The 25,049-nt window shown below is 40.9% G+C and carries 32 protein-coding genes and 1 pseudogene; 11 read left to right on the forward strand and 22 right to left on the reverse strand.

Going from position 1 to position 25,049, the window contains the following annotated elements:
• Window positions 1-34 precede the first annotated feature (34 nt).
• From EL165_RS26170 to EL165_RS03400, 8 genes and pseudogenes are all read left to right on the forward strand, one after another.
• A pseudogene (locus EL165_RS26170) lies at window positions 35-184 on the forward strand (DUF932 domain-containing protein); the annotation flags it as partial.
• Window positions 185-236: 52 nt separating this feature from the next.
• Entirely contained in the window at window positions 237-431 is a 195-nt protein-coding gene (locus EL165_RS03370) for a hypothetical protein (RefSeq protein ID WP_002979463.1), read from the forward strand.
• Between the two features lie 26 nt (window positions 432-457).
• Window positions 458-796 (forward strand): hypothetical protein, encoded by a 339-nt coding sequence (locus EL165_RS03375; protein ID WP_002979461.1) that lies wholly within the window; start codon window positions 458-460, stop codon window positions 794-796.
• 24 nt (window positions 797-820) lie between these two features.
• Window positions 821-1,423: a PRTRC system protein E gene (locus EL165_RS03380; RefSeq protein WP_002979459.1), complete on the forward strand. Its 603-nt coding sequence runs from the start codon at window positions 821-823 to the stop codon at window positions 1,421-1,423.
• Window positions 1,424-1,447: 24 nt separating this feature from the next.
• Window positions 1,448-1,666 (forward strand): PRTRC system protein C, encoded by a 219-nt coding sequence (locus tag EL165_RS03385; protein ID WP_002979457.1) that lies wholly within the window; start codon window positions 1,448-1,450, stop codon window positions 1,664-1,666.
• Window positions 1,667-1,683: 17 nt separating this feature from the next.
• Entirely contained in the window at window positions 1,684-2,847 is a 1,164-nt protein-coding gene (locus EL165_RS03390) for a hypothetical protein (RefSeq protein ID WP_002979456.1), read from the forward strand.
• Window positions 2,844-3,566 (forward strand): PRTRC system protein B, encoded by a 723-nt coding sequence (locus EL165_RS03395; RefSeq protein ID WP_002979454.1) that lies wholly within the window; start codon window positions 2,844-2,846, stop codon window positions 3,564-3,566. Before EL165_RS03390 ends, EL165_RS03395 begins: the two co-directional genes overlap by 4 nt.
• On the forward strand, window positions 3,563-4,369 hold the full coding sequence (locus tag EL165_RS03400) for a PRTRC system ThiF family protein (RefSeq protein WP_002979453.1): 807 nt from the start codon (window positions 3,563-3,565) through the stop codon (window positions 4,367-4,369). Before EL165_RS03395 ends, EL165_RS03400 begins: the two co-directional genes overlap by 4 nt.
• A gap of 215 nt (window positions 4,370-4,584) precedes the next feature.
• Here the strand turns inward: EL165_RS03400 and EL165_RS03405 are convergent, their stop codons facing one another.
• The 18 genes from EL165_RS03405 to EL165_RS03500 all read right to left on the reverse strand — a co-directional run bounded on the left by EL165_RS03405 (window position 4,585) and on the right by EL165_RS03500 (window position 18,845).
• Window positions 4,585-4,971 (reverse strand): response regulator, encoded by a 387-nt coding sequence (locus tag EL165_RS03405; protein WP_002979452.1) that lies wholly within the window; start codon window positions 4,969-4,971, stop codon window positions 4,585-4,587.
• A gap of 282 nt (window positions 4,972-5,253) precedes the next feature.
• A complete protein-coding gene (locus EL165_RS03410) occupies window positions 5,254-5,547 on the reverse strand; it encodes a helix-turn-helix domain-containing protein (RefSeq protein ID WP_002979451.1) in 294 nt (97 codons plus the stop codon).
• A complete protein-coding gene (locus tag EL165_RS03415; RefSeq protein ID WP_041461486.1) occupies window positions 5,528-5,839 on the reverse strand; it encodes a helix-turn-helix domain-containing protein in 312 nt (103 codons plus the stop codon). Before EL165_RS03415 ends, EL165_RS03410 begins: the two co-directional genes overlap by 20 nt.
• A gap of 141 nt (window positions 5,840-5,980) precedes the next feature.
• Window positions 5,981-6,424 (reverse strand): VOC family protein, encoded by a 444-nt coding sequence (locus EL165_RS03420; RefSeq protein ID WP_002979449.1) that lies wholly within the window; start codon window positions 6,422-6,424, stop codon window positions 5,981-5,983.
• 34 nt (window positions 6,425-6,458) lie between these two features.
• On the reverse strand, window positions 6,459-6,740 hold the full coding sequence (locus EL165_RS03425) for a hypothetical protein (RefSeq protein ID WP_002979448.1): 282 nt from the start codon (window positions 6,738-6,740) through the stop codon (window positions 6,459-6,461).
• A gap of 115 nt (window positions 6,741-6,855) precedes the next feature.
• Window positions 6,856-7,305 carry a DUF3872 domain-containing protein gene (locus tag EL165_RS03430; RefSeq protein ID WP_002979447.1) on the reverse strand — a complete coding sequence of 150 codons (450 nt, stop codon included), beginning with the start codon at window positions 7,303-7,305 and terminating at the stop codon, window positions 6,856-6,858.
• An 11-nt stretch (window positions 7,306-7,316) separates the two neighbouring features.
• Entirely contained in the window at window positions 7,317-7,877 is a 561-nt protein-coding gene (locus tag EL165_RS03435) for a conjugal transfer protein TraO (protein WP_002979446.1), read from the reverse strand.
• 21 nt (window positions 7,878-7,898) lie between these two features.
• Complete coding sequence (traN, locus tag EL165_RS03440; protein WP_024564683.1) at window positions 7,899-8,801, reverse strand: conjugative transposon protein TraN; 903 nt, start codon at window positions 8,799-8,801, stop codon at window positions 7,899-7,901.
• 25 nt (window positions 8,802-8,826) lie between these two features.
• A complete protein-coding gene (gene traM / locus EL165_RS03445; RefSeq protein ID WP_002979444.1) occupies window positions 8,827-10,167 on the reverse strand; it encodes a conjugative transposon protein TraM in 1,341 nt (446 codons plus the stop codon).
• Window positions 10,154-10,441 carry a hypothetical protein gene (locus tag EL165_RS03450; protein ID WP_002979443.1) on the reverse strand — a complete coding sequence of 96 codons (288 nt, stop codon included), beginning with the start codon at window positions 10,439-10,441 and terminating at the stop codon, window positions 10,154-10,156. The genes traM and EL165_RS03450 overlap by 14 nt, the downstream gene beginning before the upstream one ends.
• Window positions 10,442-10,461: 20 nt before the next feature.
• On the reverse strand, window positions 10,462-10,893 hold the full coding sequence (locus EL165_RS03455) for a hypothetical protein (RefSeq protein ID WP_002979442.1): 432 nt from the start codon (window positions 10,891-10,893) through the stop codon (window positions 10,462-10,464).
• 11 nt (window positions 10,894-10,904) lie between these two features.
• Window positions 10,905-11,528: a conjugative transposon protein TraK gene (gene traK, locus EL165_RS03460; RefSeq protein ID WP_002979441.1), complete on the reverse strand. Its 624-nt coding sequence runs from the start codon at window positions 11,526-11,528 to the stop codon at window positions 10,905-10,907.
• Window positions 11,529-11,552: 24 nt separating this feature from the next.
• Window positions 11,553-12,548 (reverse strand): conjugative transposon protein TraJ, encoded by a 996-nt coding sequence (traJ, locus tag EL165_RS03465; RefSeq protein WP_002979440.1) that lies wholly within the window; start codon window positions 12,546-12,548, stop codon window positions 11,553-11,555.
• Between the two features lie 2 nt (window positions 12,549-12,550).
• On the reverse strand, window positions 12,551-13,165 hold the full coding sequence (locus EL165_RS03470; RefSeq protein WP_372487774.1) for a DUF4141 domain-containing protein: 615 nt from the start codon (window positions 13,163-13,165) through the stop codon (window positions 12,551-12,553).
• Window positions 13,166-13,442: 277 nt separating this feature from the next.
• Window positions 13,443-15,236, reverse strand: coding sequence for a reverse transcriptase domain-containing protein (locus EL165_RS03480; RefSeq protein WP_249414251.1), 1,794 nt, complete (start codon window positions 15,234-15,236; stop codon window positions 13,443-13,445).
• Between the two features lie 571 nt (window positions 15,237-15,807).
• Window positions 15,808-18,198 carry a TraG family conjugative transposon ATPase gene (locus tag EL165_RS03490; RefSeq protein WP_002979437.1) on the reverse strand — a complete coding sequence of 797 codons (2,391 nt, stop codon included), beginning with the start codon at window positions 18,196-18,198 and terminating at the stop codon, window positions 15,808-15,810.
• Entirely contained in the window at window positions 18,195-18,527 is a 333-nt protein-coding gene (locus EL165_RS03495) for a DUF4133 domain-containing protein (protein ID WP_002979436.1), read from the reverse strand. The genes EL165_RS03490 and EL165_RS03495 overlap by 4 nt, the downstream gene beginning before the upstream one ends.
• 12 nt (window positions 18,528-18,539) lie before the next feature.
• Complete coding sequence (locus EL165_RS03500) at window positions 18,540-18,845, reverse strand: DUF4134 domain-containing protein (RefSeq protein WP_002979435.1); 306 nt, start codon at window positions 18,843-18,845, stop codon at window positions 18,540-18,542.
• A 204-nt stretch (window positions 18,846-19,049) separates the two neighbouring features.
• Between EL165_RS03500 and EL165_RS03505 the strand changes: the two genes are divergently transcribed.
• Genes EL165_RS03505 through EL165_RS03515 form a run of 3 tightly spaced genes read left to right on the forward strand, consistent with a single transcriptional unit; the run spans window position 19,050 to window position 22,354 of the window.
• Entirely contained in the window at window positions 19,050-19,334 is a 285-nt protein-coding gene (locus tag EL165_RS03505; RefSeq protein ID WP_002979433.1) for a helix-turn-helix domain-containing protein, read from the forward strand.
• Window positions 19,335-19,391: 57 nt separating this feature from the next.
• Window positions 19,392-20,597 carry an SIR2 family protein gene (locus EL165_RS03510; RefSeq protein ID WP_002979432.1) on the forward strand — a complete coding sequence of 402 codons (1,206 nt, stop codon included), beginning with the start codon at window positions 19,392-19,394 and terminating at the stop codon, window positions 20,595-20,597.
• A gap of 2 nt (window positions 20,598-20,599) precedes the next feature.
• Window positions 20,600-22,354, forward strand: a complete 1,755-nt coding sequence (locus EL165_RS03515; RefSeq protein WP_002979431.1) for an ATP-binding protein — start codon at window positions 20,600-20,602, stop codon at window positions 22,352-22,354.
• 37 nt (window positions 22,355-22,391) lie between these two features.
• Here EL165_RS03515 and EL165_RS03520 read toward each other — a convergent pair whose 3' ends face one another.
• From EL165_RS03520 to EL165_RS03535, 4 genes are read right to left on the reverse strand one after another with little or no spacing between them, the layout of a single operon-like run.
• On the reverse strand, window positions 22,392-23,024 hold the full coding sequence (locus tag EL165_RS03520; protein ID WP_002979430.1) for a hypothetical protein: 633 nt from the start codon (window positions 23,022-23,024) through the stop codon (window positions 22,392-22,394).
• A gap of 2 nt (window positions 23,025-23,026) precedes the next feature.
• The gene (locus EL165_RS03525) at window positions 23,027-23,299 is read right to left on the reverse strand and encodes a DUF3408 domain-containing protein (protein WP_002979429.1); all 273 of its coding nucleotides are present in this window, start codon (window positions 23,297-23,299) and stop codon (window positions 23,027-23,029) included.
• A gap of 11 nt (window positions 23,300-23,310) precedes the next feature.
• On the reverse strand, window positions 23,311-23,748 hold the full coding sequence (locus tag EL165_RS03530) for a DUF3408 domain-containing protein (RefSeq protein ID WP_002979428.1): 438 nt from the start codon (window positions 23,746-23,748) through the stop codon (window positions 23,311-23,313).
• Window positions 23,749-23,753: 5 nt separating this feature from the next.
• The gene (locus EL165_RS03535) at window positions 23,754-24,521 is read right to left on the reverse strand and encodes a ParA family protein (protein WP_002979427.1); all 768 of its coding nucleotides are present in this window, start codon (window positions 24,519-24,521) and stop codon (window positions 23,754-23,756) included.
• Window positions 24,522-25,049: the final 528 nt, after the last annotated feature.

Here is a 25,049-nt window from a genome sequence, read left to right on the forward strand (position 1 = left end):
AATATCGATAAGGCGTCAGGAGCTTATCCCACGCTACTTTCAGAATGTACGCAAGTACAGTAATGACGAAGCCAAGTTGCAAAGTATCGTGTTAGGAGGTACTGCCCAACTGAAATCACAGAAAGCGTTTGACCTATGTACGGAGTTTTCAAAGGACGGTGCGGAAATCCTCAATCTTAATTAAATAACCATAGGCTACTGCCTTAATCGGTAGTAGCCTACTAAAAAATTGAATTATGAAAGCGACAACAATAGAGGAAGCCAAAAATTTGGCAAGAGCCAAGAGCCTTGAAAAGAAGCACAAAAACGAAAGCGTATTTATTATTTACTGCAATCGTACAGAGCATTTTTATATAGACACGGACGGTTTAGTACGCCTTTGGGAAAAGTCATTTGGCTACTATGTAAACGGAGTTTATACCAAAGAATAAACGCATAACATTTAAAAGCAGTTACAATGGAAACGAAAGCAATAGCAACAAAATTTGTCAGCCACGAAGTGCCCGAATTGGAAACGCTGAAAACCGCAAAGGCTTATCAGTTAAGGGAAAAACTGAACAAGGGCGAGAAGTTGAGCAGAGCCGATAAAAATTGGATTGCAAGAGAAGTAAACTACAATGGTTTTTTCCGCACAGCTATTCCCCTAATGGGTTATAGGTTTGGGTTTGAGGATATTCTAAAAACCTATGTAGTGAAACAGTACGGAAGTTGGCACGAATACAATGCACCCGACAAAACGAGCCTACGCAGTTTTATTTATGGCAGGATAGACGAGATAGCAGAAATCACAAATTAACGAACACATTAAAATTTCAGAACAATGAACACAAATTTTTTCAATCAGATAGCACAGTTGGATTTTACAGGTAATTTACAACTGACAATAACCAAAGGCACGGAAAACAACCTAATCGTAACTGTATTGCTCAATAATGAGCAATGCGGAGATAGTGCAAAAAACCTCATTCCCCCTTTGACATTCAACGCCACACCGCAGGAGTTTGACGAGGGATTTTTTGAGCAGATAACCGCACCTATCAAAACCATATCGGGCGTAATGGTAGATATGGAAGCCTTTATGAAGCAAATGGAAATCGTCAAACTGCAATCCGAAGCGGAAAAGCAGAAAGCCGAGAAAGCTAAAAAGGAAAAAGAAGCCAAAGACAAGAAGTACAAAGACGGTATGGCAAAGGCAGACGAGTTGGAAAAAGAGGGCAAGTTCCGTGAAGCGTGGATAAAAGTACCCGACATTTCGGAGTTTCCCGAAAAAGCGGACGAGATACGCAAACGCAAATCTTCACTATCTGCAAAGTTTGCTACACCCGACCTATTCGTAACAATGGGAGCAACAGAAGAAGCACCGACACAAGCGGAAGAAGTTACAGCAGATTATCCCATTGACGAAACAGGCGAAGAAGAATAGTATTTAACCCAAAAATCAAAAGTTATGTTATTAGCAACAGTATTACCGAGAGTTTTTATACTCAAAGATAAAGGACAGGACATCAGACTGACCGACCCCGAAGCACGGTGGAGCGTGGAAGCTGTAATGAATTATTACGCCAATATGTACCCGATTTTGACGACTGCAAAAGTATCAGCACCGAAGATAAAAGACGATGCAGTCGAATATCATTTTGAGAGCGTAATGGGTACGAAAGGATAATTTAAAACCGTAAAACAATGAACTATGCAACGCAAAATCATATCGGGAACAATCAGCATACCCGAACAGCAACGGCAACAGAAGTTGCACCAACAGTTAGGCGAGTTCGCACAATGGATGCAAAAACCAAAAGACGCAGACCAAGTGCGGAAAGACAAACGGAAATCCGTACCGATAGCAATGCTACCAATGGTTTTCTAAAGTGTACGTTTCTGCCTAAACTGAAAACGGCACAATCTGTACAGGCTTGTCAGAAAACGGAAAGGGATTTTTATCAGTCCCTTTCCAAACTTGCCGAGCATTACAGCATTGAGCCAATGCCGACCCGACAAGAATACGCCTTTCCTTACAATATTGTATTGGCTATGTGGGATATGAACACCCAACAGAAGCGGACAAATATAAATTGGGACGGCTTTAAATTGGTACAGGACAGCAGGAAAACCTATTTTGTAACTGACGAACGATTTAAAACCAATACAACGCTTTTCTATATTCCTATAATACCGCTTTTCAGAATGTTGCAGGACAAACAGCGGAAGCAATCGGCACAGTTACTTTTATCGGTATGCAGTTATTTATACCATTTTGCCCGAATACCGTATTACAGGGACGAAAACACCTACTTATATGAGTTGTACGAAATGTATAAGGATTGGGCAGAATACGGAGAAGCGGAAGAAAGCGAGTGTAATAAAAAAGAGATTGAACAATCCGAAATGATGGGCGACAAAATGGAATTAGAAATATCTGACCGCACCAATTTAGATAAGTTTGAACAGCGTTTGAGCCAATTTAATAGCCGTGATACATTCGACAAAGAATGTTGGCAGATAGCGTGTAACGTCTTTGCTCTATACACGGAATACCCGAACACAAGTATTTTCAGAAATGCACCAATGCCCGAACAAGACCCATACGATGACGACAGTATCGAATATGTAGGAATGGAAAGGTACATTTCATTCGTGGCAGATACCAAAGGTTGGTTATTTGAAAGCCTTGTCGAAAGTATCAATTCAGACTTTAACGAGTTGGGAGCATTGGAAGAACCGAGTATTACCAAAGTCTTTGACGGCAGGAAAATAAACGCAGGAAACCTCGATTTTGAAAACCGTTTGTTTGACCTATTGGACGACCTCAAAATATTATTACGAAACTATAAAACAGCAGAAGAATGAATAATTTAACAGACATAACCGCAAATTTCGGAACGCTTTATTTTCCAAAATCTGCATTGGTTTTTTACCAAAACAAAGGGCTGGACAAAGAAACCTATGTGGAGCATTTCGATATGGATAAGGACGGCAACCCCATCAACGCCCACCCATTGACCGTAAAGGAAGCCAATATTTTGGCGAAGTGTTTACAGACCGATGAAGATAAGAACACGGCATTTTTAAAACCAAAGGGAATTTTGCCTACAAATATCCTGCATATCAATCCGAGCGACAACGGTACAGTGCTTTGGTACACCAAAGCAAAGAAACAGCAACTTTATTTCGTGGACGATTTGGGCATACCCAACGGAACGGCACAAGTTCCTGCAATGCTTTGGTTAGCGAGTAAAAACAGTCTTACTGTATTTGCTTTGGCAAATGACAGAAGACCAACAGAAAAAACGCCTTTGCATTACGCCCCGTTTTTCAACATTTACGAAAAAGGTAATGTATGTATGGGAACGGTAAGTATTGATATTAAAAATTCGGTTTCGGTTGAGGAATTTGTACAGGCGTGGGAAGATTATTTTTTCAATTCCTATTTCAGCCATTCATTGTGCAGTAACCTTACAAAAAAGAACATTGTAAACCTTTGGAAAGACCTTGTAAATACACACAAACCCTTTCCGAATGAAGCATTAAAACCGAACAATAAAACCCTTAAAAATCTATTCAGATGAACGCAGAGAAAACAAAAGTACATTTCACAGATAACTATCTGTTAAATCCGACCAATCCGATTACGGTAAACCTTATCGGAGCAGGTGGCACAGGCTCAAAAGTTCTGACAGCCTTGTTAGAGATAAACGAAAGTTTGACGGCTTTAGAACACGCAGGACTTTCCGTAAGGTTGTGGGACGATGATATTATCACGACTGCCAATTTGGGCAGACAGCGATTTTTTGAAAGCGAAACAGGATTGTACAAATCCGTTGCTTTAATCAATCGTGTAAACCGTTGTATCGGTACAAATTGGAAAGCCGAAACCCGAAAATTTGAAAGGGATAATTTCGGAATGATACCCGAAGAAGCACAGGCAACCATTACCATTACTTGTGTGGATAACGTACAGGCACGTTTTGGCGTTGCTGAAATATTGAACGTATTGGGCAACCGTAAAAATTACCGAGATACCCCAAAATATTGGTTGGACTTTGGGAACAGTAGGCACACAGGGCAAGTGATACTATCTACTATTGGAGAGATACAGCAACCCAATTCGGATAAATACGAAGCGGTTGGAAACCTGCCCTTTGTTACCGAAGAATTTGGCGAATTGCTGAAGCAATCCGAACAGGAAGACAATACGCCAAGTTGCTCACTTGCCGAAGCATTGCAACATCAGGATTTGTTTATAAACGGCTCATTGGCTCAAATGGGCTGCTCTTTGCTTTGGGATTTGTTCCGCTATGGAATGACGGAATACAGGGGATTTTTCCACAATCTGAAAGACTACCGCACCCAACCGATAAAGGTTGGGTAAAGCCCGAAAAATCGGGCAAAAATGCACTTCCTCGCTTCGGTCGGAAACGCATTTTTGCGTTTAAATTGGTACAACCACTTTGCCAAAATGTATCTCTACACAACCCCATTGCCCTACATTTCATCAAACAGGTTGTGCTTGTTTGGACTTCTTTTCTTTCCGTTGCGACCAAAGAAAAGAAGCAAAAGAACGTCGCTTTATTAAGGACAGATATTTTATACTTTCTCGATAACTCTTTTAAAATCGTCTGCATCGCTACCAATAGGCAGATAGCTTTTTATTCCTATTTCCGTAAGAGCCTGTACCGTTTCATCTGTATCATCAATATCTCCGTAGCCAATTAATCTGATGCTTGGATATTTAGCCTTTAGTTCCCGAACTTGTGCCAGCACATTCTTATCCTCAAAGTTGAGGTCAATAATAATTGCTTTGGGGAGTTCGGTCAAAGCAGATAATTGAGTTAAACCGTCCTGAATGTTCTCCGAACGGAACAGTATCTCAATTCCTGAAGCAGTAAGGTCATTGCAGATAATGTCAATTAGAGGGCTTTTATCATTGATAAATGCAATACTGTTTTTGTGGGGTTTGTTTCCTGTGTCCATAACTGATAATTTTTCTTTTGTTAGTGGAACCTACCCAAAAAAAGAGCGTAGGCAATCACACTTACCGATACTAAGGCACTGGTACGCCCTGAACCCCGAATAAGCGGACGCCCACGCCTATTGCGTGAGCGTTCTTACTTATTGCCTCGGGGTTACGAAAAATTACCAGTTTTTAGTACCGAGTTTTAAAGCAAAAACACTTTAAATAATGTCTATATTTTCAAATACAAATATACTAAAGTAGTTCCGATTGAAACATAATCGGAATGAAATTAATTACAATCAATGCGTTTTATTGGTTATATAATTTTGCTCCAATATAGTCAGAATATCACTTTCCTTGTAGATTATTTTACCGCCAACCTGAATAAACGGCAGGATATTGTCATCACGGTATTGCTGGAGAGTGCGTTTGCTGATATGTAACAGCCTGCATACATCTTCGCCCGATAAATAGATTTCGCCATTCATTACAGGACGGTAGTTTTTCAGTATATCCTCAATACGGTTTCGTAACCGTGTTATCATTTCCTGATAGGCTACGATTTCTTCGGTGTCATTCGTCAGTAAATCCATTGTCATTTGTATTGTACGGTTCGCCAGCTTCGAGCAAAGCCTGTACGTCCGAGAGTTTATAATAATTCTTGCGGTTCAGTTTGGAATAAGGCAGTAAACCCTTGTCTTTATAGGTCTGCAAAGTCCGTTTGGTAATGTTCATCATCAAACAAACCTCCTGATTGTCGAGCCACTTTTCCCCTTTGAAAATCGGGTCATATTTACTGGTAGCGTTTTCGGTCAGTTCCAAAAGCTCTTTTATATCATTCGTCATTCCGTCCAATGCGGATTTTGCTATTGCGATAACTTCCATAGTTTGCATATTTTTTCTGTGGAAGTCGAAGATATTAAGGCTTGTTGCAGGGTTGCGGAAGATTGCACCCTTTGGCTTTGAAAGGCAGTGTTTGGCGTAATAAAAAACAAATAGGATAACCTTTTGGGCTATCCTATTTGTTTAGTTGGGATTTACGAAATTCAAAACCCTGTTATATTCGGGTGGATAATAAGCCAGCTCCCATATATGCCCGTCAGGGTCTGAAAAATACCCTGCATATATACCGAGTGCTTCGTTTGTTGTCGCTTTGCTCGTTACCGTTCCGCCACACGCTGAAACATTTGCCAACGCAATATTTACATCTTCTTCGGACGGCAAAACACAACTGATAATCGTAGAAACATTGTCCTTTGAAACCTTAACGTTACGACCTGTTTTCAGGATGTAATAGGCTTCATATCTGTTTTTGTCTATCAGGTACAAATTAAGGTTCGGAAGCTCCACAATGATTAATCCGTCTTCGAGAAATATTTCGGGCGTTTCACTGAATAGGTTTTTGTAGAATGTTACCGATACCTCCGGAAACGCTACGGGTAAATAAACGATTGTACTTGTTATGTTCATACTATTTTTAATGTTCTCCAAATAAAGGTAAAAACTATCGTGTGCTTTGGGCTTCTATCGGTTGTTTTTCCTTATCCTTTTTCATTTGGGTGTACGTCCATATACAGACCACTCCGAGAATAATAAGACCATAGGCAAACAACTTGCCGATACGTTCTAAAAAACGCACAGATATAGCTTTAGTATATCCCGAAAACATTTCTACACCAGCAGCATTACGCCTGTAAAACCTCCTGCGGTTTATCCAATAGATAAGTACAACCGCAACAACGATAACAAAAATACCAAACACTAATTGAGCTGTAACCGTATCCATAGCTATATGATTTATAATACCGTAAATTTAAACAAAACCCCCTAACATTGGAAGCTAAAAAGTAAAAAACCGACCTGTTGAAAGTCGGTTTTTGCTTATCTAATTTGCTGTCGTTTTAATCACTACTGTTAAACTGAAAACTTATCTGTTTCTCATTGCCAAAGCTGTCGGAAATCCAAATTTCAAAGGATTGTGATACCGTAGAAGCCGAAGTATAATACAACCTGAATTGCTCCGATTGTAACGGGTACAAATCGTTTGGCAGATACGGAGGTTCATCGTAATACCTCAACGAGCCTTGTCCGTCAAATTGGAAGTAGCGGAGATAGTATTGCGTATTTTGGTAGTTACCGCTCCGCTTTATCGTTACTCTGATTTCTACCGTTTGCCCATTGGCGACCTCTTTAGGTACGGGCATCACATTGACCTCAAAAGGAAAATCGTTCTGTATTTCAAGCTCGTCATCTTTGCTACAAGATACCAGCGAAATAGAACCTGTCAGGATTGCCAGCATTAGATATATTGGCAACATTCCTATTCTGAATTTATTAAATATTGCTATCATCGTTTTACGTTTTAAAAATTAAACCTTAAACCAATCCCTGCGGACGGTCGGAACTGTCGCAAATCCGTACCCCAAAAGACCTTTGTACGCCCTTGCAGTATCAATACAAAACGGTCTGATAGGTACGTTTCAAAGGTCAGGCGACCGCCAGCTCCGTAAATGAAATTATCCTCGCTCATTATCTTTGCACCGTCATACAACATCGTTTCCCCACGATTGATACTTTCGTAGCCGACAACGCCCGTTATCCCTGCATTCAGCGTAATATTCTTACGGGCATCGCCCAGCAGGAAAAAACTGTAACCGCCCTCAGCAGTATAAGTTTCCTGCGGTATGCGTTGGTCTTTATAGTCGTGATATTGGTGCGTGTACTCCAAAGCCCAAATCTGATAATTACCGTTTTTGCCGTTCACGGTCATTCCGAGATTGATATAATAATCGTTACCGATTTTATCATCGGACAAAATGCCCGTACTCACTTCCAATCCTTTTTGCTTTGGCAACATTCGTTGTGCCTGTGCAACCGTGATGGCCACAAAGAGTAGCATCACGGTATAGATATACTTTTTCATTGTTCTTGCTTTAAAAGGTTATTAAAATTTCAAGTGCATATCACTGATTACACGGGCATTGATTAAGTCCGAATTTTCCACCTGAAGCGTTTGGTGTCGTCCGCCGTTTTTCTCGAAAATCTCAATCAATAAAACCTTATCATCGGCAATCGTGAATTTGTCTAAGAGAAAAACATTTTGCTCGGTAGATTTCCCGTTAATACCGTCCTCTAATGGCTTGTAGGTTCTTAGCGGTGTCAATGCCCGTTCCTGTACTACGGTACGCTTAGCGACCTTTTTATCCACGACTTTGAAATTGATAAAGTCTATATCAAACGGTACATTGCTTTTGTTCCTTAATTCCGTATGGAAATAATATTTACCATTATGGATATAGATGCCTTTCAGGATAAACTGAATGCCGAAGCTCTTAGCCCCGATATGCTTAACGATACGCTTGTCTTTTTTGTAAATCGTTTCCAAAAGCAGACCAGCCAAAGACGGAGAATTGTTTCCGAGTTCCTCGAAAAGCACATCATTACCGTTGGCTTTATCTACTGCCTTTTGCATCGTCAGCAGGTCATAGCTCAACGCATCGGGATAGGAACTATAATACACATCAAAAGAGTAATAACGCCCGTCATTGGTAATGACCGAAAAATTGGTTTCGGTTTCAAAACTCCTTACGGCAGCTTTTACACGCAATACATTTTCCGCATCTTCCGCCTTTCCTGCAATCAGGTATTCACTTCCCAAATCCACGTACCGAATGGCGGTCGGGAAAATCAAATGCGAAGTTTTATCGTAGGTTACTTCCATTTTGTAAGGCTCAATCTTGCCCAAAGCAAGCGGAGTTTTGATATTTACACTATCCTGTGCAAAAGATTGTACGGCAAAGCCGATAGTCAGGGCAACCGCCCAAAAGGTTTTAAAAAGATTTTTCATTTGTCTAAATATTTGAGTTATACAATTATTGTTTTGATACAAGGAATACTTGGTGTCCTGCCTTTAGCGTGACTTTTGGTGTGCGTACTTTCTTGGCGAAATAGCCCGAAATTCCTTGTACCACGCCACGACTTAAATCGGCAGCGACTTGTTGTCCTGCATTTTGTGTCAGCATTACACTCGTTCCACCTGTCTGGCTCATATTGCCAGCCATTTCTGTAAGTGCATTCATTTCGGGGGAATACGGAACGTACAAACCCTGCTGACCATCCAAATCGTAAATGGTTATATCTACGGGAATGATATTGCCCTCCAATTCGATAGAGGTTATTTTGAGTTGCAAACGCCCTCCCTGAAATTTCGCATTAGCTGTTACAATCGTTCCCTGTGGGATTGTACGGATTGGCGTTTTTGCAGGTTCTAACAGCCGTAACCTTACGCCTGTTTCGCCAACTACCGTTTGTGCATCGTGTACGCAGGCTCTAATACTGTTTTTAGGTTGTACAATTTGCTCTTTAGCACCAGCAGTATAAAATCCCCGATTTCGGGTTTCGCTCCAATCGGCTAAAAAGGCACTGTCCGTAGGTTCACGGTACAAGGCTGATACGGTGTTCTTCCTTGCCGGAGTGAACGCCACAAAATGCTCCTTTTGATTTGTCCCCGTTGTTCCTGTTGCCGTACCGTTTGCAGGTGCATTTTCTGCGGAGCTTGCAGGCGTATTAGCAGGAAGATATTTCGCTGCCATTTGATACGATTTTTCCATTAATGCAAGCTGGTCATCTACGGTTGTTGGTTTCGGTACATTTTGCTCCGCTAATTGCTCTTTGAGTTCGTCCAACTGTCTGCGGAGTTCCATTGTTTCCGAATTGTCGTCCTGATAGAAAGACCCCAATGTACTTTGCATATTGCGGTAGCTGTTCAATGCAGGATTGCCCCCGTTTCTCCCTGAACTTCGACCGCCATTACCATAGCCGTAGCTTTCTTCCTCTTGGGCAAATTCGTCTATCGGTTCTTCCTTATCGTCCGTATTCCAATAGTCCGAAAGCGTAGCCAAAGCATTGCGTTTCTCTTGCTCTTTTTGTTCGAGCATTTCAAGCTCGTAAGCCTTGCCCTTATTGTCGGGCATTCCAGCTCCCGTAGCTTGCGGAACGGCATCGTTCAGACCAATGTTTTCGATTTCCTTTTTGTCTTTTGACGGTTTAAAAATCAAATACATACAGCCAACAAATACGATTGCCATTAAACCAAAAATCAATGGCTTTTTCAGTTTTTCCTTGTTGTTCTTTTTATCTTCAGGAAGATTTGAAGTACCAACTTGGTCGCCCTCCTCAACGAGAATGCTGACCCTTTTTTCATTTTCTTTCATAAATCTGATTTTTTAAAATTGTTTTTAATGTGTCCTGCAATCTTGCAGGGTTTTCGTTCTGTTTCAGGACAGGGTTTTCGATATGGTCGATGTGCATATCGTTTTTTGACTGACTTGTATCGTACCACACTTTTGCAACAACTCCTACGGTCATTAGCAGGTAGCCCACAAAAAGGTATAGCGTATATTGGTGCTGTTTGCGAACGGGCATTGCCCTCCAATTTTCGTCCAGCCTGTCAAAAAACCTGTCGATATTTTCCCTTAATTTTTTCATACTCTTATTATTTAGGGTTACTACATTTTAAACCCTCTTTTTCGGGGAGAAAACTGTTGTTTAGGTGTATCAAGGACTTTGGAAAGGGCTTCCTTTGCGGTCGGAACCGACCCCGTTGTAAGGTTGGTCAGTTCCGATTTTTTCATTGAATGCCCGTAACGGTCTTTCCTTTCAATTTCCAAACTCTGTACATCGAATTTGCCGTCTTCATACCGTACACGCATATAGCAATCAGTATAGGGTTTGTCATCTCCGTTCCATTCGAGATATGTTTTTAGCGAAATGCTATCAGCATACAGCGGTTTGTCCGTACCGTTCTTACAAGCCTCCAAAAACCTGTTGATACTTTCTTTGACTTTGCCCGGATAATCAGCTTCCGTATGGAAATATCCGTCATAACCTTTGTCAGTCAATGTTTTTGCGAATGTGTCTAAATCAAGTAGCTTATCCATATCCGTAAATTTTAGCGTTCAATGACTTCGATATCCCGATTTTCAACCACCGCAAACTTTTCGATATTAAATCCCTGTGGGTTATTATCCGACCTTACGGAGTTTACGAGATAGCAGGAGGTAATCAGGTTACGGCGTGTTACGTTACTCGACCGTATGATAAATTGCTTCGCATACGTCCGCACCGAATAGGGATAGTTGTCGAAGTTGCACACGACACTATCGACCTCAATGCGTTGCTGAACATTCCCCGATATGATACGGGAGTAATAACCTTTCTCCGATAAGTCTTTGTAATAGTCAAAGGCTGATTTGTCGGCAAGGTTGAATGCCCTTGCCATATTGCTCTCGATAGCATTCTTATCCGGTGCAAGCGTAAAAAACAGTTCGTGAAATCTCCGAACGTGTTCCCTTGCTTCCACAGGTCTGTTAATGCTTGCATCTTGTGATAAGGCAAGCATCAAAGATTTGCCGTTGTCCAGCACATAGATTTTTTGGCGTTGCTCGTTGGCGAAGCTGTACGATTTCCACACGGCAAATCCTACCACGCCAATACAGAGAACGGCAAACACTATCGCATACAGACGTATCTGACGGAAGCTGTTTTCAATATTTCTAAGCGTTTTAAATTCCATTGTTAAATGATTATTCGTTTTACATTATTTTTTAAGCAATTGCCCTCCGATATTTCCGGCAGCAGAACCAGCTCCGGCACTTGCGACATTTCCGGCTTTCATAGCAGCTTGGTTTACATTTCGGGTAAAGTTTCCAGCACCACCAGCCTGAATTACCCAGCCTGTTACGGTCGGTACAGTGAAGTACCCCACGATGCCGATAATCATAAAGATGATGTACACGGTATTACCCGTATCGGGTATGTAGGTCGGGTCAGCCAACATCTGTATATCCTTTTCGATAATCAGGGATTGGATTTTAGCAAGCATTGAGCTGAACAGGTCGGCGACGGGCAACCACAGGTAAACGCTCACATACCTTGTGAGCCACTGCGTGAGCGTACTCTGAAAGCCGTCCCACACGGAAATAGCAAAGGCTATTGGTCCGAGTATGGACAGGACTATCAGGAAGAATGTTCGTATCGTATCGACGACCAATGCAGCAGCCTGAAACAGCACTTCGAGCAGGTTGCGAAACCAATTCTTAATGGCTTGTTCGGTTTGGTAGGCAAACCTGTCCATATACATACCTGACATAGTAATCAGGTCGCCCGGCGACCAGCCCAATTCTTCGAGCTTTGCGTCGAACTCCTCATTATCTACGAGATATGCCGTTTCAGGATTGCGGAGCATCGCTTCCCGTTCGAGCAGGTCTTTTTTCTGTTGCAACTCGTTCAGGTCAAGCACCTGATTTTCGAGAATATCGTGTGTACCCTGTACCACCGGACTTAGTACCGCATTGATTGTTCCCAACACGATTGTCGGAAAGAACATAATACAGATACCCAAAGCGAACGGACGGAGCAAAGGGTACATATCTATGGGTTCGGCTCTACTCAATGCCTGCCATACTTTTATGGCGACATAGAACAAAGCACCCAAGCCGGCTACGCCCTTAGCCACTGCCGCCATATCGGCGGACAGTGGGAGCATCTCATCATACAATGAGCGTAGGACTTCGTGCAGATTTTGAAATTCCATAACTACCAATATTTTTGGTTAGGAGTTCCGTACAAGTCAAGCACTCGTTTGGTATTATTCTGTTTCTTTGCTCTCAGGATACTGACAGAGATATTCTTATTCGTGTAGTATCTGACAAGGCTGTGGTATTCTTTGACCTCCTTATACACACGGTCGATAATGTCCATTCGCTCCTTGTCATTTAGTGACAAGCCTGTGGAGGTTACAATCTGTTTCAGTTCCTTTAGCAACTCGGTACTTTCATTCAGCAAAGCCGAGTAACCATTTGAGATTGCGGTCAGTTCCTGTGCGGAGAAATTCGGGTCGTTCATCATTTTGCCGAAGTTTTGCACATACATTTCCGATACATCGCCCACCAGCAAAACAGTCTGTTGCACCTTACGGGCATCTTTCACAAGGTTGTTTACGGCTTTGAGCTTGTCGTAATATTCCTTACCTTGTTCGTACACTTTCTTGACCTCGTTAAAGTTCTTGACTACGTTACTCACGGTCGAAGAAGTCTGTACGATTTCGTTCGCCGAGTTGAGAATACCTGATGCTAAATTTGCAGGGTCAGTTACCACAAATTGAGCTTTCGCACTTGGGGCAACGGCAAGCATTAATGCCGTGATTGCCATTAAAAACATCTTTTTCATTGTCTTAAAATTTTTGATTGTTAATTACTATTGATTTGCATTGTCACGCCTTTGCATAGCGATATGCTTAATGGCGAGTTCTACGTTACCGTCCAATTCGGAAGCGAGTTGCATCACTTCCATTTTTTCGGTTTCCTCCGTCGTGTAAGCGTAGGATAAGAACCCGGCGCCTTGCCATATTGACTATGGTAGGTTTCCAAGAACTCTCCCCCGAACCGTACGTACCTGTCTCCAGGTATACGGCTCTCCATCAATTTATTCAGTCTAACTTGCCTGCGTGTATCTTATCGTGGCATTTTGAGCATAATGCCAAGGTTTTTCTTCTCCTTGCACTCATTCGTTTTTCCCAGTCTTGCTTACCTTTCAGGTCTTTCAATTTGCGTATATGGTGCATTTCCAATTTCTCGTTGGCACCGCATAATTCGCATTTCTGGTTTTGCAACCTTGTTATAAGGCTGTTTCTTCCTCCTGTAATGGTAACTGTGACAGGTAAACTATCCACGTAAGCACCACGGGCAGCTTTTTGGCGTTTGAAACCCTCTTTGTAAAAGCGTCTGTACATTATATCTCCTTTCCTGTTTTTGTAGGGAATGGAAAATACTCCGTTGATACATCTTTTAGTCTTTTCCTGACTGATTGAAGTTTGGTATTTCAGTGCATACGTTTTGTACATACTGTACTCCAAGATGTAAGAAAATGACTGGACAAACGAGCTGTTGTTGGCAATTGAGTAATAATTGTAAAAGCCCCGTATTTCAGCGTTGTACTGACTGATGATTTCTAAGTCATCCAAGTCTTTCATGTAATAGCGTGAGCGTGGTTTCCAAACTTCTGTGCCTTTTTTATTTACCAGTTTCATGGCATTATAGCTCAGTAGCTTTTTCTTCATCACGTCTACTGTGACACGGAGTACAATCTTATCTCCGAAACATCTTACGGTTCTACCGTGCTTATCTCTCTTGGATTCATCGGAGTTTCGCACGGAGACATCAAAGCCTAAGAATTTGGCTGGTTTCTTAGCATTAGTCACCAAGGTTTTTTCATCAGACAGTTCAAGTTTCAGTTTTTCATCAAGGTAAACCTTGATGTCTTCCTTTATCTTTTTGCAGTCTTCTTTGCTACCTATGACCCCGATAAGAAAATCGTCCGCATACCTAACGTATTTTAACTTTCTGAAACTGCCATCCATCTTGTCATAAGCTGGATATTTGTTTCTTTCCTGTCTCAACTCTTTGATGTCCTTAATCATCTGCTCTCTGACAGTTTCGTCTGTCTCACATTTGAGTTTCTTGGCCAAGCGGTATCGTCTCTGTTCGTGTAGCCTGTACTGGCGTGTTGCCGTAGTTCTTTTACCCTTATCGAAGTCCTTGATATAATCCTTGACATATTTATCGAGTTTATCAAGGTAAATGTTGGCAAGGATGGGGCTTACAATCCCACCTTGCGGTGTGCCACTGTATGTTTTGTGGTACACCCAATCTTCAATATACCCTGCATTGAGGAACTTTCGTATCAACCGAATGAACCTGTCGTCAGCGATACGCTCCTTTAGGATACCAATCAATATTTCGTGATTGATATTGTCGAAGAAGCCTTTTATATCGCCCTCGATGAACCACCGTACAGCAGTGAATGACTGTTGGACGCTTAATAGGGCTGTGTGACAGCTTCTATTGGGTCGGAACCCATGTGAAGTATGCTCAAAGCTACCCTCATAAATTGCTTCCAATATCATTCTGATAACCTCCTGCACTAATTTGTCATCAAAAGATGGTATACCAAGCGGACGTTTCTTCCCGTTCTTTTTCGGAATGTATGTCCTCTTGGATGGGTTTGGCTGATAGGTCTCGTTTCGCAACGATGCAATCAGCCTTTCAATGCGGGATATACTCATTCCGTCGATGGTCTTTCCATCAACTCCTGCCGTCATATTGCCTACTTTACTGTAGATTTTCTGATAGGCGATAAAGTACATCTCTTCATTGAACAGAACCTTGTATAGCCTTTCGAACTTATAGTCCGTGTTTCCGCTGTGCCTTATTAGACTGTTCAATACTTTTTCTGGATTTCTCATTATGTCTCTCACATTTTCCGTTAATCGTATTAAACTAAATTGACTGTCTCCCTTCGCCATGTACAGGGCTTTCCCCTGCTCGGACTACTACGGAGACTCCGTTGCCGTATCGGATATTCAGGAGCTTTTTCCATAGCCACGCCTGTGGCATTCCGACTTAGGCAATCCCCATTTAGACATATAGCAACTATTGGCACGTTAGATTGTCGGATGCGATGTTCGCCCTTTTCTGCTTATTGCAGTTACGTTGTGGTCTGTTTATGCTATCACTACTACCTGTCATTAGGATATTACCACAAAGTGACGTTGGTAACTGTCTTCCGTCACTGCCTAAGAACTGACCGTTCGGACTGTCGTTCAATCAATCAAGACTTCATCCTTATATCTAACTTTTCAACTCGCCATTCAGTCGCAACACGACAATTAGTTGACTTATGGCTTTTCCGACATGCTACACTCCCCGTCGGGTTTCCCGTTCGGATAAGTCGGCTGTTGATGGGCGTTATAAACACTTGCCCAGTGGTTGCCAAACCACATTCACTATATGCCCTTATGGGCGCACCAAATATTCTTCGAGGCTTACTTCCGTTGCGTACACTGCCGAGTGTGTTCCGCCCAATCCTATCCAAACTTCCTTGTACAAGCGACTGGCATCGTTGTTCATATTGATAGATAGTACCTGTCCTTTCTCTTTGTCCGTAAGTCCGAGCATCGCCTGTATGTCATCGAACTTGTTCATATATTTCCTTTGGTCTAAGAGAATTTTGCAATCGCTGTTGTTGATGATACTTTCCTTTACAATGGGCGACTGGATTATATCATCGACCTCCTGCGTGACGACTATGGCTTCTCCGAAAAATTTGCGGACTGTCTTAAACAAATACTTGATGTATTCCGCCATTCCCTCTTTCGCAATCGCCTTCCACGCTTCCTCAATCAGTATCAGCTTGCGAATACCTTTCAGCCTCCGCATCTTGTTGATGAACACCTCCATAATGATGATGGTCACAATGGGAAACAGGATTTTGTGGTCTTTAATCGCATCAATTTCAAACACGATAAATCGCTTGGATAACAGGTCTAATTGCTTGTCGGAGTTCAACAAATAATCATACTCTCCGCCACGATAGTAAGGCTCTAAAACGTTCAGGAAATTGGCAATATCAAAGTCTTTTTCCCTGACTTGTTTTTCCTCTAAAACCTTGCGGTAATCGCCTTTTACATACTCGTAGAAACCATTAAATGACGGGTAGGTATCGTCTTGTTTGATACGTTCGATGTAACCCGAAACGGCATTGGAAAGTGCCACTTCTTCAGACCTTGTAGGCGGTTCATCGTCCCGTTTCCAAAGCGTGAGTATCAAAGTTTTGATACTTTCCCTTTTCTCAATATCAAACACACCGTCGTCGGTGTAGAAAGGATTAAAGGCAATCGGATTATCCTCGGTATAAGTGAAGTAAACACCGTCTTCGCCTTTGGTTTTTCCTTTAATCAGTTCACACAATCCCTGATAAGAGTTACCCGTATCTACCAGCAGAACGTGAGCACCTTGCTCGAAATACTGCCTTACCATATGATTGGTAAAAAAAGATTTTCCCGAACCTGACGGACCAAGAATGAACTTGTTCCGGTTCGTGATAATTCCCCTTTTCATTGGTAAATCGGAAATATCCAAATGGATTGGCTTTCCGGTCAAACGGTCAGCCATTTTTATCCCGAACGGAGAGGGCGAATTGTGGTAGTTGGTTTCTTCCGTGAAGAAACATAGAGCAGGCTCAATAAACGTGTAAAAACTTTCTTCCGCAGGAAAGTCCCCGGCATTACCAGCCATTCCAGCCCAATACAAGGTTGCCACGTCCGTAGTATTGTGGCGAGGCTTACATTCCATTAGTGCTAATGCACTACCGCAATCGTTTTTCAACTGTTTGAGTTCCGCAGGGTCTTCCGACCAAGCCATAATATTAAAGTGTGCTCTAACAGAAGAAAGACCGAACGAATGTGCTTCGTTCAGGTATTTTTCAATCCACTCTTTGTTAATTTGGTTGGCACGGCTGTACCTTGCCAAAGAGTGCATATTACGGGCAGACTTCTCAAACCGTTGTAGGTTGTCCTCGCTGTTATCCAAGAATATGTATTGATTGTAAATGTGGTTACAGCTCAACAACAATCCTACGGGAGCAGCAAAGGACAGACGGCAGTCGCTCCGGTCAGTGGATAGCTTTTCGTATCGGGTATCAGCCGAAACGGTTGCAGGCAAGTCGTCAGTATCGGACAGCGTGTGCAAGGACAATCTTTTGTTCCCTACACGGACTTCTTCAGCACCTAAGCCAATATCCTGCATTGGTGTTCCGGCTTCTCTCGAAAGCGTGAGGTATTGTTCCAGCAATCCCTGTTGCTCGTCCGTTCCGGTTATATCATCTTCTGTCAAACGTCGCAGGGTTATAAAACCGCTATCGTTCACGATACGCTCAAACTGTGCGACCGCTTCCATAAATCGGTGTATTGCTTCCTTATTGATTTCCTTTGGAATAAGCGTACCCTTGCAAAGCGATGAAAAGTTACTTTGCATACGCATTCTGTTTTTGGTCGTCTTCGTCAGGAACAGATAGCAATAATGGTTCAGGAACGGTCGTTCGTTGAAATGGCGTTGATACGACTTTGATAAAAAACTTTGGTCTTCCTGTGCCAAATCGGGAGCATAGCTCTCTTTGATATACCAATCCTGTTTGTGGATTACCGTAAAATCGGGCAAGGTCTTGATTGCCTTATGCCAAGCCGAATGAATGGCTTCATACTCGGCAGAGGCTACGGTAAACAGTTCCGGCAACCGCACCTCAAAGCAGGCGGTAATGTCTGCATCTTTGGATAAGATACAGTTGTTCTCTACTGCCAGCAAAGGGAATTTATTCTCCAATGTGGCTGTCTTGGCTACATTTCTCATACGGCTTTAGGTTTAGGAGTGAATTTTAAATACCTGCGTACAGGCTTGCGGCAAATGATGAAGCGAGGGTGTCGTTTTCTTGCACCTACTTTCATCAATCCGTGTTCGCCGTATTTTTTGTTCAGCGAGAATGTTTGCCACACAATGAGCGAAGCACCGCCAGCTCCGAGGAACAGGCAGACGTAATTACTTACGCCAGCCATATACAGTATCATCACGAAGATGAGCGTACCCAACAGACCACCAGCGAAGATGAAAAGATACTGTGCCTTTAAGCCCCTGAACTCAACCGTCCTGCCAATGCCTTTGTTAATGTTGTAACTATTCATAAGGCAGAGGATTTACAGGAAGAATGAACGTAGGATTGTAGCCGCCACAATCAGGAAGATACAAGCACCAAACCAGCTTGCTGCCGTCTTACTCGTATCAGGGTCGCCCGAACTAAATTTGTTATACACTTTCACGCCCCCGATTAACCCGACGACCGCCCCAATCGCATAAATCAATTGGGTAGCTGGGTCAAAGTAGGACGTTACCATTTGGGTAGCTTCGTTGATACCTGCCGACCCGTTTCCCTGTGCGAACGCACCAATTCCTGACAGCATCGCCACGGCTGCCAGCAAAACTTTTTTTCTCTGTTTTTCCATTTTTGAAAAAGATTAATTTGTTACTGTTATCCCGTACCTTACGGGCTTACGGCACAAATGTCTAATGGAAATGGAGGCGGTCTTTTAAAGTGGCAGTCAAAGGAAGTGTTTGGCGTTCAATGGCATAATGTTGGCTTAAATTATCTACTCATTAAAAGTATTTTTGTAAATTTGAACTTTTTAGACAAGTCGTAAAAAATCAAAATGGCATTTGGAAAACATATAAAAGAATTGAGAGAAAGTAAGGGGTTGTTCCTAAGAGAGGTTGGGGCAGCTTTAGAATTGGATAATGCTTTTATCAGTAAGGTAGAAAATGAGGAAAGATTATTACCAAGAAAGCATTTAGAAAATCTTGCTGAATTTCTGAACGTACCATTAGATGAATTATTGATTTTGTGGTTATCTGATAAAATAAAAAGTCTTATTGACGATAAAGAAATAGGAAAACAGGCTTTGAAAATAGTATTAAATCAATTGAAACATAGTTAAGGCAGTGCCTTGAAAACTTCTTATAAACACGAGTTTTAATAAACAAAATATGAGTGTATGAATTATATTTTACTCAACAATAACAGTTCTGTTGCTTATGATGATAGTGATGCTGCCGATGTCAAAGTGTATATCGACGGTAAACTTCACGATTTCAAAGAAAGCACTGAAAACAGGATAGATTATGCTATTGCAACAAAGAGGAACAAGTATTCTCAAACTTTAAATAATCAGTTTGAAAATTTATTACTCCTCACAGGGGCTGGCTCGTCCATTGGTTGGGGCAAGGATGAAAAATTAGGTAAGTCGATGGCTAATTTATGGGATGATGCGGAAGCCCTTTTGACTACTGATGTTTTTAACAAGTTGCTTGAAACGATTGGCTATGAAGAGAAATGGGAAGATGGTACAATCGTGAAAAATTTAGAAAAAGTTCTTTCTATGGCTACCCCTGCTATTCCTTATGTACCTAAAGGCGATATTGACATAGAAGATTGTGTAAACAAGATTAAAGATTTTATCAAAGATGCTTGTCAATTGAGTTTACCTGATAATTCACCTCATACGCTTTTACTAAATAAAATAACCAAACGAAAGGTTACGCTACCACGATTTAAATTGTTCACATTGAACTACGATATGATGTTTGAACAGGCGGCTTGTGAAAGCAATTTTGTGGTTATTGATGGCTTTTCATTTTCTCAACCAAGAATATTTAGCGGACGTAATTATGATTATGATATTGTTTCTCGAAATCAAAGCAGGGTAAAAGAGGAAGATAATTTCATTCAAAAGGTTTTTCACTTGTATAAGTTACACGGTTCTGTAAATTGGGAAAAAGAAGACAACAAAATTATACAGAAAGAAAACCCTGACAACCCATTGATGATTTACCCGCATCAGTCTAAATACGAAAGTTCTTATGAACAGCCGTATTTCGAGATGATGTCGAGGTTCCAATCTAATCTCCGAAAGGATAATGTTTTTCTCATAACGATAGGGTTCAGCTTCGGAGATAAACATATAGTTACTGCTATTATCGAAGCTCTTGAACAAAATCCAAGTTTCCAATTAATGATTATCAATCGTGGAATAGATGAAACTAATGAAAATCTGAAGCCATTTATTGATGCTTCAAAGAAATATTCCAATTTAAGTATTGTATCAGAAACCTTTGAAGATTTCGCCAAAAATTATCCTGACTTAAAATCTTATAATCAGGAAGATACAAGACAAATAGTAATTAACATTCCTAACTCCTAACTATGAGTAATAGTCCTTTTAATCACAGCCACTTTCTTGGGTACATAAATTTTGTATCCCCTGCTTTTGTCAAAGTGCATTTTCCTTCATCAGTTTTGATGAAAACATTTGTGCATCACGCAGAAGTGTTGCGGGGTGGTCTTGTTGGCAATTATATTGTTATTGAGGGAGAAGACAAGGGGTTTTTAGGAAAAATGTTGGAAATATCGTTGCCCGAGAAAGAACGATTAGAATTAAGCGAAAGAACCTTTTCAACTAAGGCATTTCATCCGGTTGGCAGAATTGAGATTTTGCTATCATTTGACTTATTTAACCCCAATAAAATAGAAAAAGGCATAAACAGTTTACCACTTATTGGCTCTAAGGTATTCATTTGTTCTTCAGAATTTTTATCTACTCATTTCAAAACTTTCGGTATAAAACCAGAAAATATTGAGCATTCTCCGACATTTAGAATGGGTAATTTGATTTATGATAAAAATGTTCCCGTAGATATTTCATTGCAAGCAATCTTCAGTAGGCATTGTGCTGTGGTGGGTACAACGGGTGGTGGAAAAAGTTATACAATTAGTAAATTTATCGAGGGTGTTATTGAAACTGGCGCAAAGGCTATTATTTTAGACCCAACAGGAGAATATTCCACGTTTGATGCACATCCGAAAGTCGCACATTCCGTGCTTATTTCAGAAAGTTATTTTCCTTATCAAAATTTAACTATAAATGACTTGTTTGTCCTGTTCAGACCATCAGGACAAGTACAACAGCCTGTTTTGTTGGAAGCGATAAAATCTTTGAAAGTTGCTCACTGTTTAATGAGTAATATTCCCAATAATGGACATCTTAATGATGGAACAAATGACAATTTCACTTTTAGAGGGCAGCAAGTTGTGATAAACAATGGATTGATTGTAAAACAGGGAAATTTTACTGCCGCATATAATAATGCTTACTTTACTTACAAGGCGATAGTAGAAGATTTTTCAATAAATAATTTTGGTATAAACCTACTTCATAGACAAATTGGAAACGAATGTTTTCAAATATTTAATGACCGTTGGGCAACAAATAGGGATGAAAGAAATTATGGAAATGCAACCAGCCTAATAATGCGTGTCAATAATGTCATATCTGACAATGATTATGCAGGAATGTTTGGATTTAATGCACCAACAACCAACAACTTGATAACGAAGATTAATGAGTTTTTAGACAATCCTGATTTAAACGTATTGAGAATTGGGTTTGAAAACGTCCCATATAATTTTCAGGTACGTGAAATTTTAGCAAACTCATTGGGAAGATATTTATTAAACAAAGCAAGAACCAATGCCTTTAGAGAAAACCCTTTAATACTTTTTGTTGATGAAGCACATCAGTTCTTGAATAAAAAAGTTAAAGATGAATATTTTGAAAGTACAGAGTTAAATGCTTTTGACAATATAGCTAAGGAAAGCCGAAAATATGGATTATTCCTCTGTTTATCGACACAGATGCCAAGAGATATTCCTGTGGGAACATTAAGTCAGATGGGAACATTTATTACTCATAGACTGATAAACTACCAAGATAAAGAAGCGATAGCAAGTGCTTGTTCAACAGCTAATAAAGAAACACTTTCATTTCTGCCGTCTTTGGGGTCTGGAGAAGCCATTGTAATGGGTGTTGATTTTCCAATGCCTATATCTGTCAAAGTGGATTTGCCTACAATTACACCAAAGTTTGACACTCCAAAATTCGTAAAGGCAACCGGAGGTTAAAAGATATTCCCTTGTTTTCTAAAAGACAAAGGGAAGTCTATATAAACTCCCCAATGTCAAAATCACTTAAATCACTTTTCCGCAAATTGGAAGAATTGTCTTTGGTATCAGTTGTAAGAGTGCTATCCAAAAGCTCGGCAATCTTTAGGGAAGCTCCCTCCATTGAACTTTCCAGCAGAGCAAATAATTCGGTTCCTTGTAATCTTTGAACTATATCAATCGCTGTTTCCTTTTGGGCTGGCTCTAATTTTTCTTTCTGAAGCAAGACCCCCACGTTGTTTAGTTCCTGAAAGGTAACCCCTTGGGCAAAACCGTCATCGCCTACGGAAGCTCTATACCTGTTCAATTCTACCTCCTCCGTCAAATCAGGTACATTTCTGAATACTTCGTCCAATTCTTCCTGCGGAATTTGAATATTGACTTCTTCGTATTTGTCATATTCGATGACCAAATTAGCAGGGTTAATCTCCGGTTCTGCAATTTGGCTCTCATTGGCAGTGTTTGGCACTGATTGGCTTCTTACGGGCTTAGGTTGTCCCATAATATCGGGTAGTTTCGGATTGACTTTTTCCTGCGTAGGTTTCTGTTTCAATTTCCTTTTAATGATAATCTTGTCCTGTACAAGCAGGACAATAATTACCAACAGACATATTACGATTATCGTTTCCATAGCTAAAAAAGAGGTTTGAATTTTTTGTTATACTCCTTGATAATTTCTTCGGAAAACAATTCAAAATGATGTTCCAATATATTATCCAAAATGGCGTACAATGGGATTTCGCTCTTACCGATTACCTTTACAATGTGTGTTAGCTTTTCGTGGTATTCGGGACTTACATAAATAGCTTTATCGCCTCTACCTTTCATTTTACTTCTTTTTAGAAATTTAGCACTATAAGTTTTGCCTGTCTTCTTTGCTCCGGCTGTTTTTTTATTCGTTTCCATATCTCTACTAATTAAATGGGTTTATATTTTTCGTTATAACTTTTGGTAATCTGTTCGGCAAATTCCTGAAAATGGTAATCCAGCAAATTGTCTAAATAAGCATAAATGGTTATTTTGTCTTCGCCAATTACCTGTATTATGCGTGTCAGCTTTTCGTGAAATTCAGGACGGATATAAACCGTTTTCCCGTCACGGGCATTGGTTTCCGATTTCCTGAAAAAGATACTTTCGTAATCGGCTTCGGAACTTCGTTTGCTTCGGCTTCTTTCCCTGATAACGGGTTTCTCCCGTGGCAGTTCCTTTGGCTTTTCGGCTTCCGTTTCGGGTGCTTCGCTCGGAGGTTCTTGCAATGGCTGTAAACCCTCTTTCTTTACGCCATCAACCATAAGGTTCATCATAAATTCCTCGTTAATGTCGGGAGTAACCTTTTTCTTGTTTTCTTTTTCCATAGTGCCTATAATTGAATGATTTTTAAAAATTCGCTCATAAACTCGTCCAATTGACAGGTTTTCATCAGTCGTTCATCGGGAGGCATCAGCGTTGAGCGGAAAACGGCTTTGCTGTTTACTTCACTTTCTTTGCGAAAGCGTGTGCTGTTCTTGACTTGGCTCTGCATCAGGCTTAAACCTAATTGGTCTATAAGTTTGTTATAGACCTCATACAATGGGGTGCTTTCCCTGCCGTCCACTTGGTTCCAAAACAGGTTAATGGTTTCTATCGAGGTTTCGCCCTTTTTCATAATCACGTCCTTTAATAGCTGTGTGAAAACGAGGGTACTCTCCATTACAACACGGTCTGCCGTGATAGGCGTAAAAATGTGGTGCATTCCTGCCAACGCTTTCAGAATACCCGGCGTATTTACAGTTCCCGGCAGGTCGAAGAACACGGCATCAACAGGAACGGCTGAAGCGTTTACAAATTCGTGTGCCGCTTCCAACACGCTATCCGCTTTGTGCTGTATAATCGGATAGGCTTTTTTGTTGATTGTGGTAAATTGTTTGTAAGCCAGCTTTTTCAAAGCCTCGTTTTCCATTACCATAGATAAATCACGTTCTTTCATTTTCATCAGGCTGTGCTGTGGAAAATCCGCATCAAATACGGCTACGTTGTAGCCCAACCGATAATGCAGGATACTCGCTGCAAGAGTTGTAAATGTACTCTTACCGACACCGCCTTTTTGAGAAGAAAAGGCGATAAATACTGTTTTGTGTTTTGCATTCATATTTCAACTGTTTTAATTATTTACATACTTAATTACCTATGTGCGTAGGTGCTTATATCCGTAGTCAGATACCTATGTGGCTCTGCAAATAGATAGGTAGCTCTGTACCGATATACTTGGGTAGCTACGCACCTATGCAACAAGCTATCTATGTACCTGAATACATACCTATATCGGTATGCGGGTAAGTAGGTTTGTACGGGCAGACCTACTTACTTATGTACCTGCATTTGTCCGTACAGGACTGCATAGGCAGGTATCTGAATAGGTACTTTTCTATGTACCTGTTTACTCATTTACCTATCTCGGTATTGAGGTACTTATGTTGTTACCTGCATAGCTATCTACGCACTTATATCCTTTTGTTGGTACAAAGGAAAAGAGATAAACAAGCAGTTTTATTTATGTGGCAGTGTTTGGCGTTCATTGGCAGTGTTTGGCACTCTGTTACAGTACAATCCTTTCAGAAAGAGGGCTTTACTTTGTAAAAAGAATTTTATTAACGGATTTATGCAAAATCGAATAGAC

The organism is Chryseobacterium gleum, assembly GCF_900636535.1.
GTDB lineage: Bacteria > Bacteroidota > Bacteroidia > Flavobacteriales > Weeksellaceae > Chryseobacterium > Chryseobacterium gleum.

Bases quoted from the DNA above. Each gene is read 5' to 3' on its own strand.
- EL165_RS03370 (WP_002979463.1), top strand. From the start codon at position 237: ATGAAAGCGACAACAATAGAGGAAGCCAAAAATTTGGCAAGAGCCAAG.
- EL165_RS03375 (WP_002979461.1), top strand. From the start codon at position 458: ATGGAAACGAAAGCAATAGCAACAAAATTTGTCAGCCACGAAGTGCCC.
- EL165_RS03380 (WP_002979459.1), top strand. From the start codon at position 821: ATGAACACAAATTTTTTCAATCAGATAGCACAGTTGGATTTTACAGGT.
- EL165_RS03385 (WP_002979457.1), top strand. From the start codon at position 1,448: ATGTTATTAGCAACAGTATTACCGAGAGTTTTTATACTCAAAGATAAA.
- EL165_RS03390 (WP_002979456.1), top strand. From the start codon at position 1,684: ATGAACTATGCAACGCAAAATCATATCGGGAACAATCAGCATACCCGA.
- EL165_RS03395 (WP_002979454.1), top strand. From the start codon at position 2,844: ATGAATAATTTAACAGACATAACCGCAAATTTCGGAACGCTTTATTTT.
- EL165_RS03400 (WP_002979453.1), top strand. From the start codon at position 3,563: ATGAACGCAGAGAAAACAAAAGTACATTTCACAGATAACTATCTGTTA.
- EL165_RS03405 (WP_002979452.1), bottom strand. From the start codon at position 4,971: ATGGACACAGGAAACAAACCCCACAAAAACAGTATTGCATTTATCAAT.
- EL165_RS03410 (WP_002979451.1), bottom strand. From the start codon at position 5,547: ATGGATTTACTGACGAATGACACCGAAGAAATCGTAGCCTATCAGGAA.
- EL165_RS03415 (WP_041461486.1), bottom strand. From the start codon at position 5,839: ATGGAAGTTATCGCAATAGCAAAATCCGCATTGGACGGAATGACGAAT.
- EL165_RS03420 (WP_002979449.1), bottom strand. From the start codon at position 6,424: ATGAACATAACAAGTACAATCGTTTATTTACCCGTAGCGTTTCCGGAG.
- EL165_RS03425 (WP_002979448.1), bottom strand. From the start codon at position 6,740: ATGGATACGGTTACAGCTCAATTAGTGTTTGGTATTTTTGTTATCGTT.
- EL165_RS03430 (WP_002979447.1), bottom strand. From the start codon at position 7,305: ATGATAGCAATATTTAATAAATTCAGAATAGGAATGTTGCCAATATAT.
- EL165_RS03435 (WP_002979446.1), bottom strand. From the start codon at position 7,877: ATGAAAAAGTATATCTATACCGTGATGCTACTCTTTGTGGCCATCACG.
- traN (WP_024564683.1), bottom strand. From the start codon at position 8,801: ATGAAAAATCTTTTTAAAACCTTTTGGGCGGTTGCCCTGACTATCGGC.
- traM (WP_002979444.1), bottom strand. From the start codon at position 10,167: ATGAAAGAAAATGAAAAAAGGGTCAGCATTCTCGTTGAGGAGGGCGAC.
- EL165_RS03450 (WP_002979443.1), bottom strand. From the start codon at position 10,441: ATGAAAAAATTAAGGGAAAATATCGACAGGTTTTTTGACAGGCTGGAC.
- EL165_RS03455 (WP_002979442.1), bottom strand. From the start codon at position 10,893: ATGGATAAGCTACTTGATTTAGACACATTCGCAAAAACATTGACTGAC.
- traK (WP_002979441.1), bottom strand. From the start codon at position 11,528: ATGGAATTTAAAACGCTTAGAAATATTGAAAACAGCTTCCGTCAGATA.
- traJ (WP_002979440.1), bottom strand. From the start codon at position 12,548: ATGGAATTTCAAAATCTGCACGAAGTCCTACGCTCATTGTATGATGAG.
- EL165_RS03470 (WP_372487774.1), bottom strand. From the start codon at position 13,165: ATGGCAATCACGGCATTAATGCTTGCCGTTGCCCCAAGTGCGAAAGCT.
- EL165_RS03490 (WP_002979437.1), bottom strand. From the start codon at position 18,198: ATGAGAAATGTAGCCAAGACAGCCACATTGGAGAATAAATTCCCTTTG.
- EL165_RS03495 (WP_002979436.1), bottom strand. From the start codon at position 18,527: ATGAATAGTTACAACATTAACAAAGGCATTGGCAGGACGGTTGAGTTC.
- EL165_RS03500 (WP_002979435.1), bottom strand. From the start codon at position 18,845: ATGGAAAAACAGAGAAAAAAAGTTTTGCTGGCAGCCGTGGCGATGCTG.
- EL165_RS03505 (WP_002979433.1), top strand. From the start codon at position 19,050: ATGGCATTTGGAAAACATATAAAAGAATTGAGAGAAAGTAAGGGGTTG.
- EL165_RS03510 (WP_002979432.1), top strand. From the start codon at position 19,392: ATGAATTATATTTTACTCAACAATAACAGTTCTGTTGCTTATGATGAT.
- EL165_RS03515 (WP_002979431.1), top strand. From the start codon at position 20,600: ATGAGTAATAGTCCTTTTAATCACAGCCACTTTCTTGGGTACATAAAT.
- EL165_RS03520 (WP_002979430.1), bottom strand. From the start codon at position 23,024: ATGGAAACGATAATCGTAATATGTCTGTTGGTAATTATTGTCCTGCTT.
- EL165_RS03525 (WP_002979429.1), bottom strand. From the start codon at position 23,299: ATGGAAACGAATAAAAAAACAGCCGGAGCAAAGAAGACAGGCAAAACT.
- EL165_RS03530 (WP_002979428.1), bottom strand. From the start codon at position 23,748: ATGGAAAAAGAAAACAAGAAAAAGGTTACTCCCGACATTAACGAGGAA.
- EL165_RS03535 (WP_002979427.1), bottom strand. From the start codon at position 24,521: ATGAATGCAAAACACAAAACAGTATTTATCGCCTTTTCTTCTCAAAAA.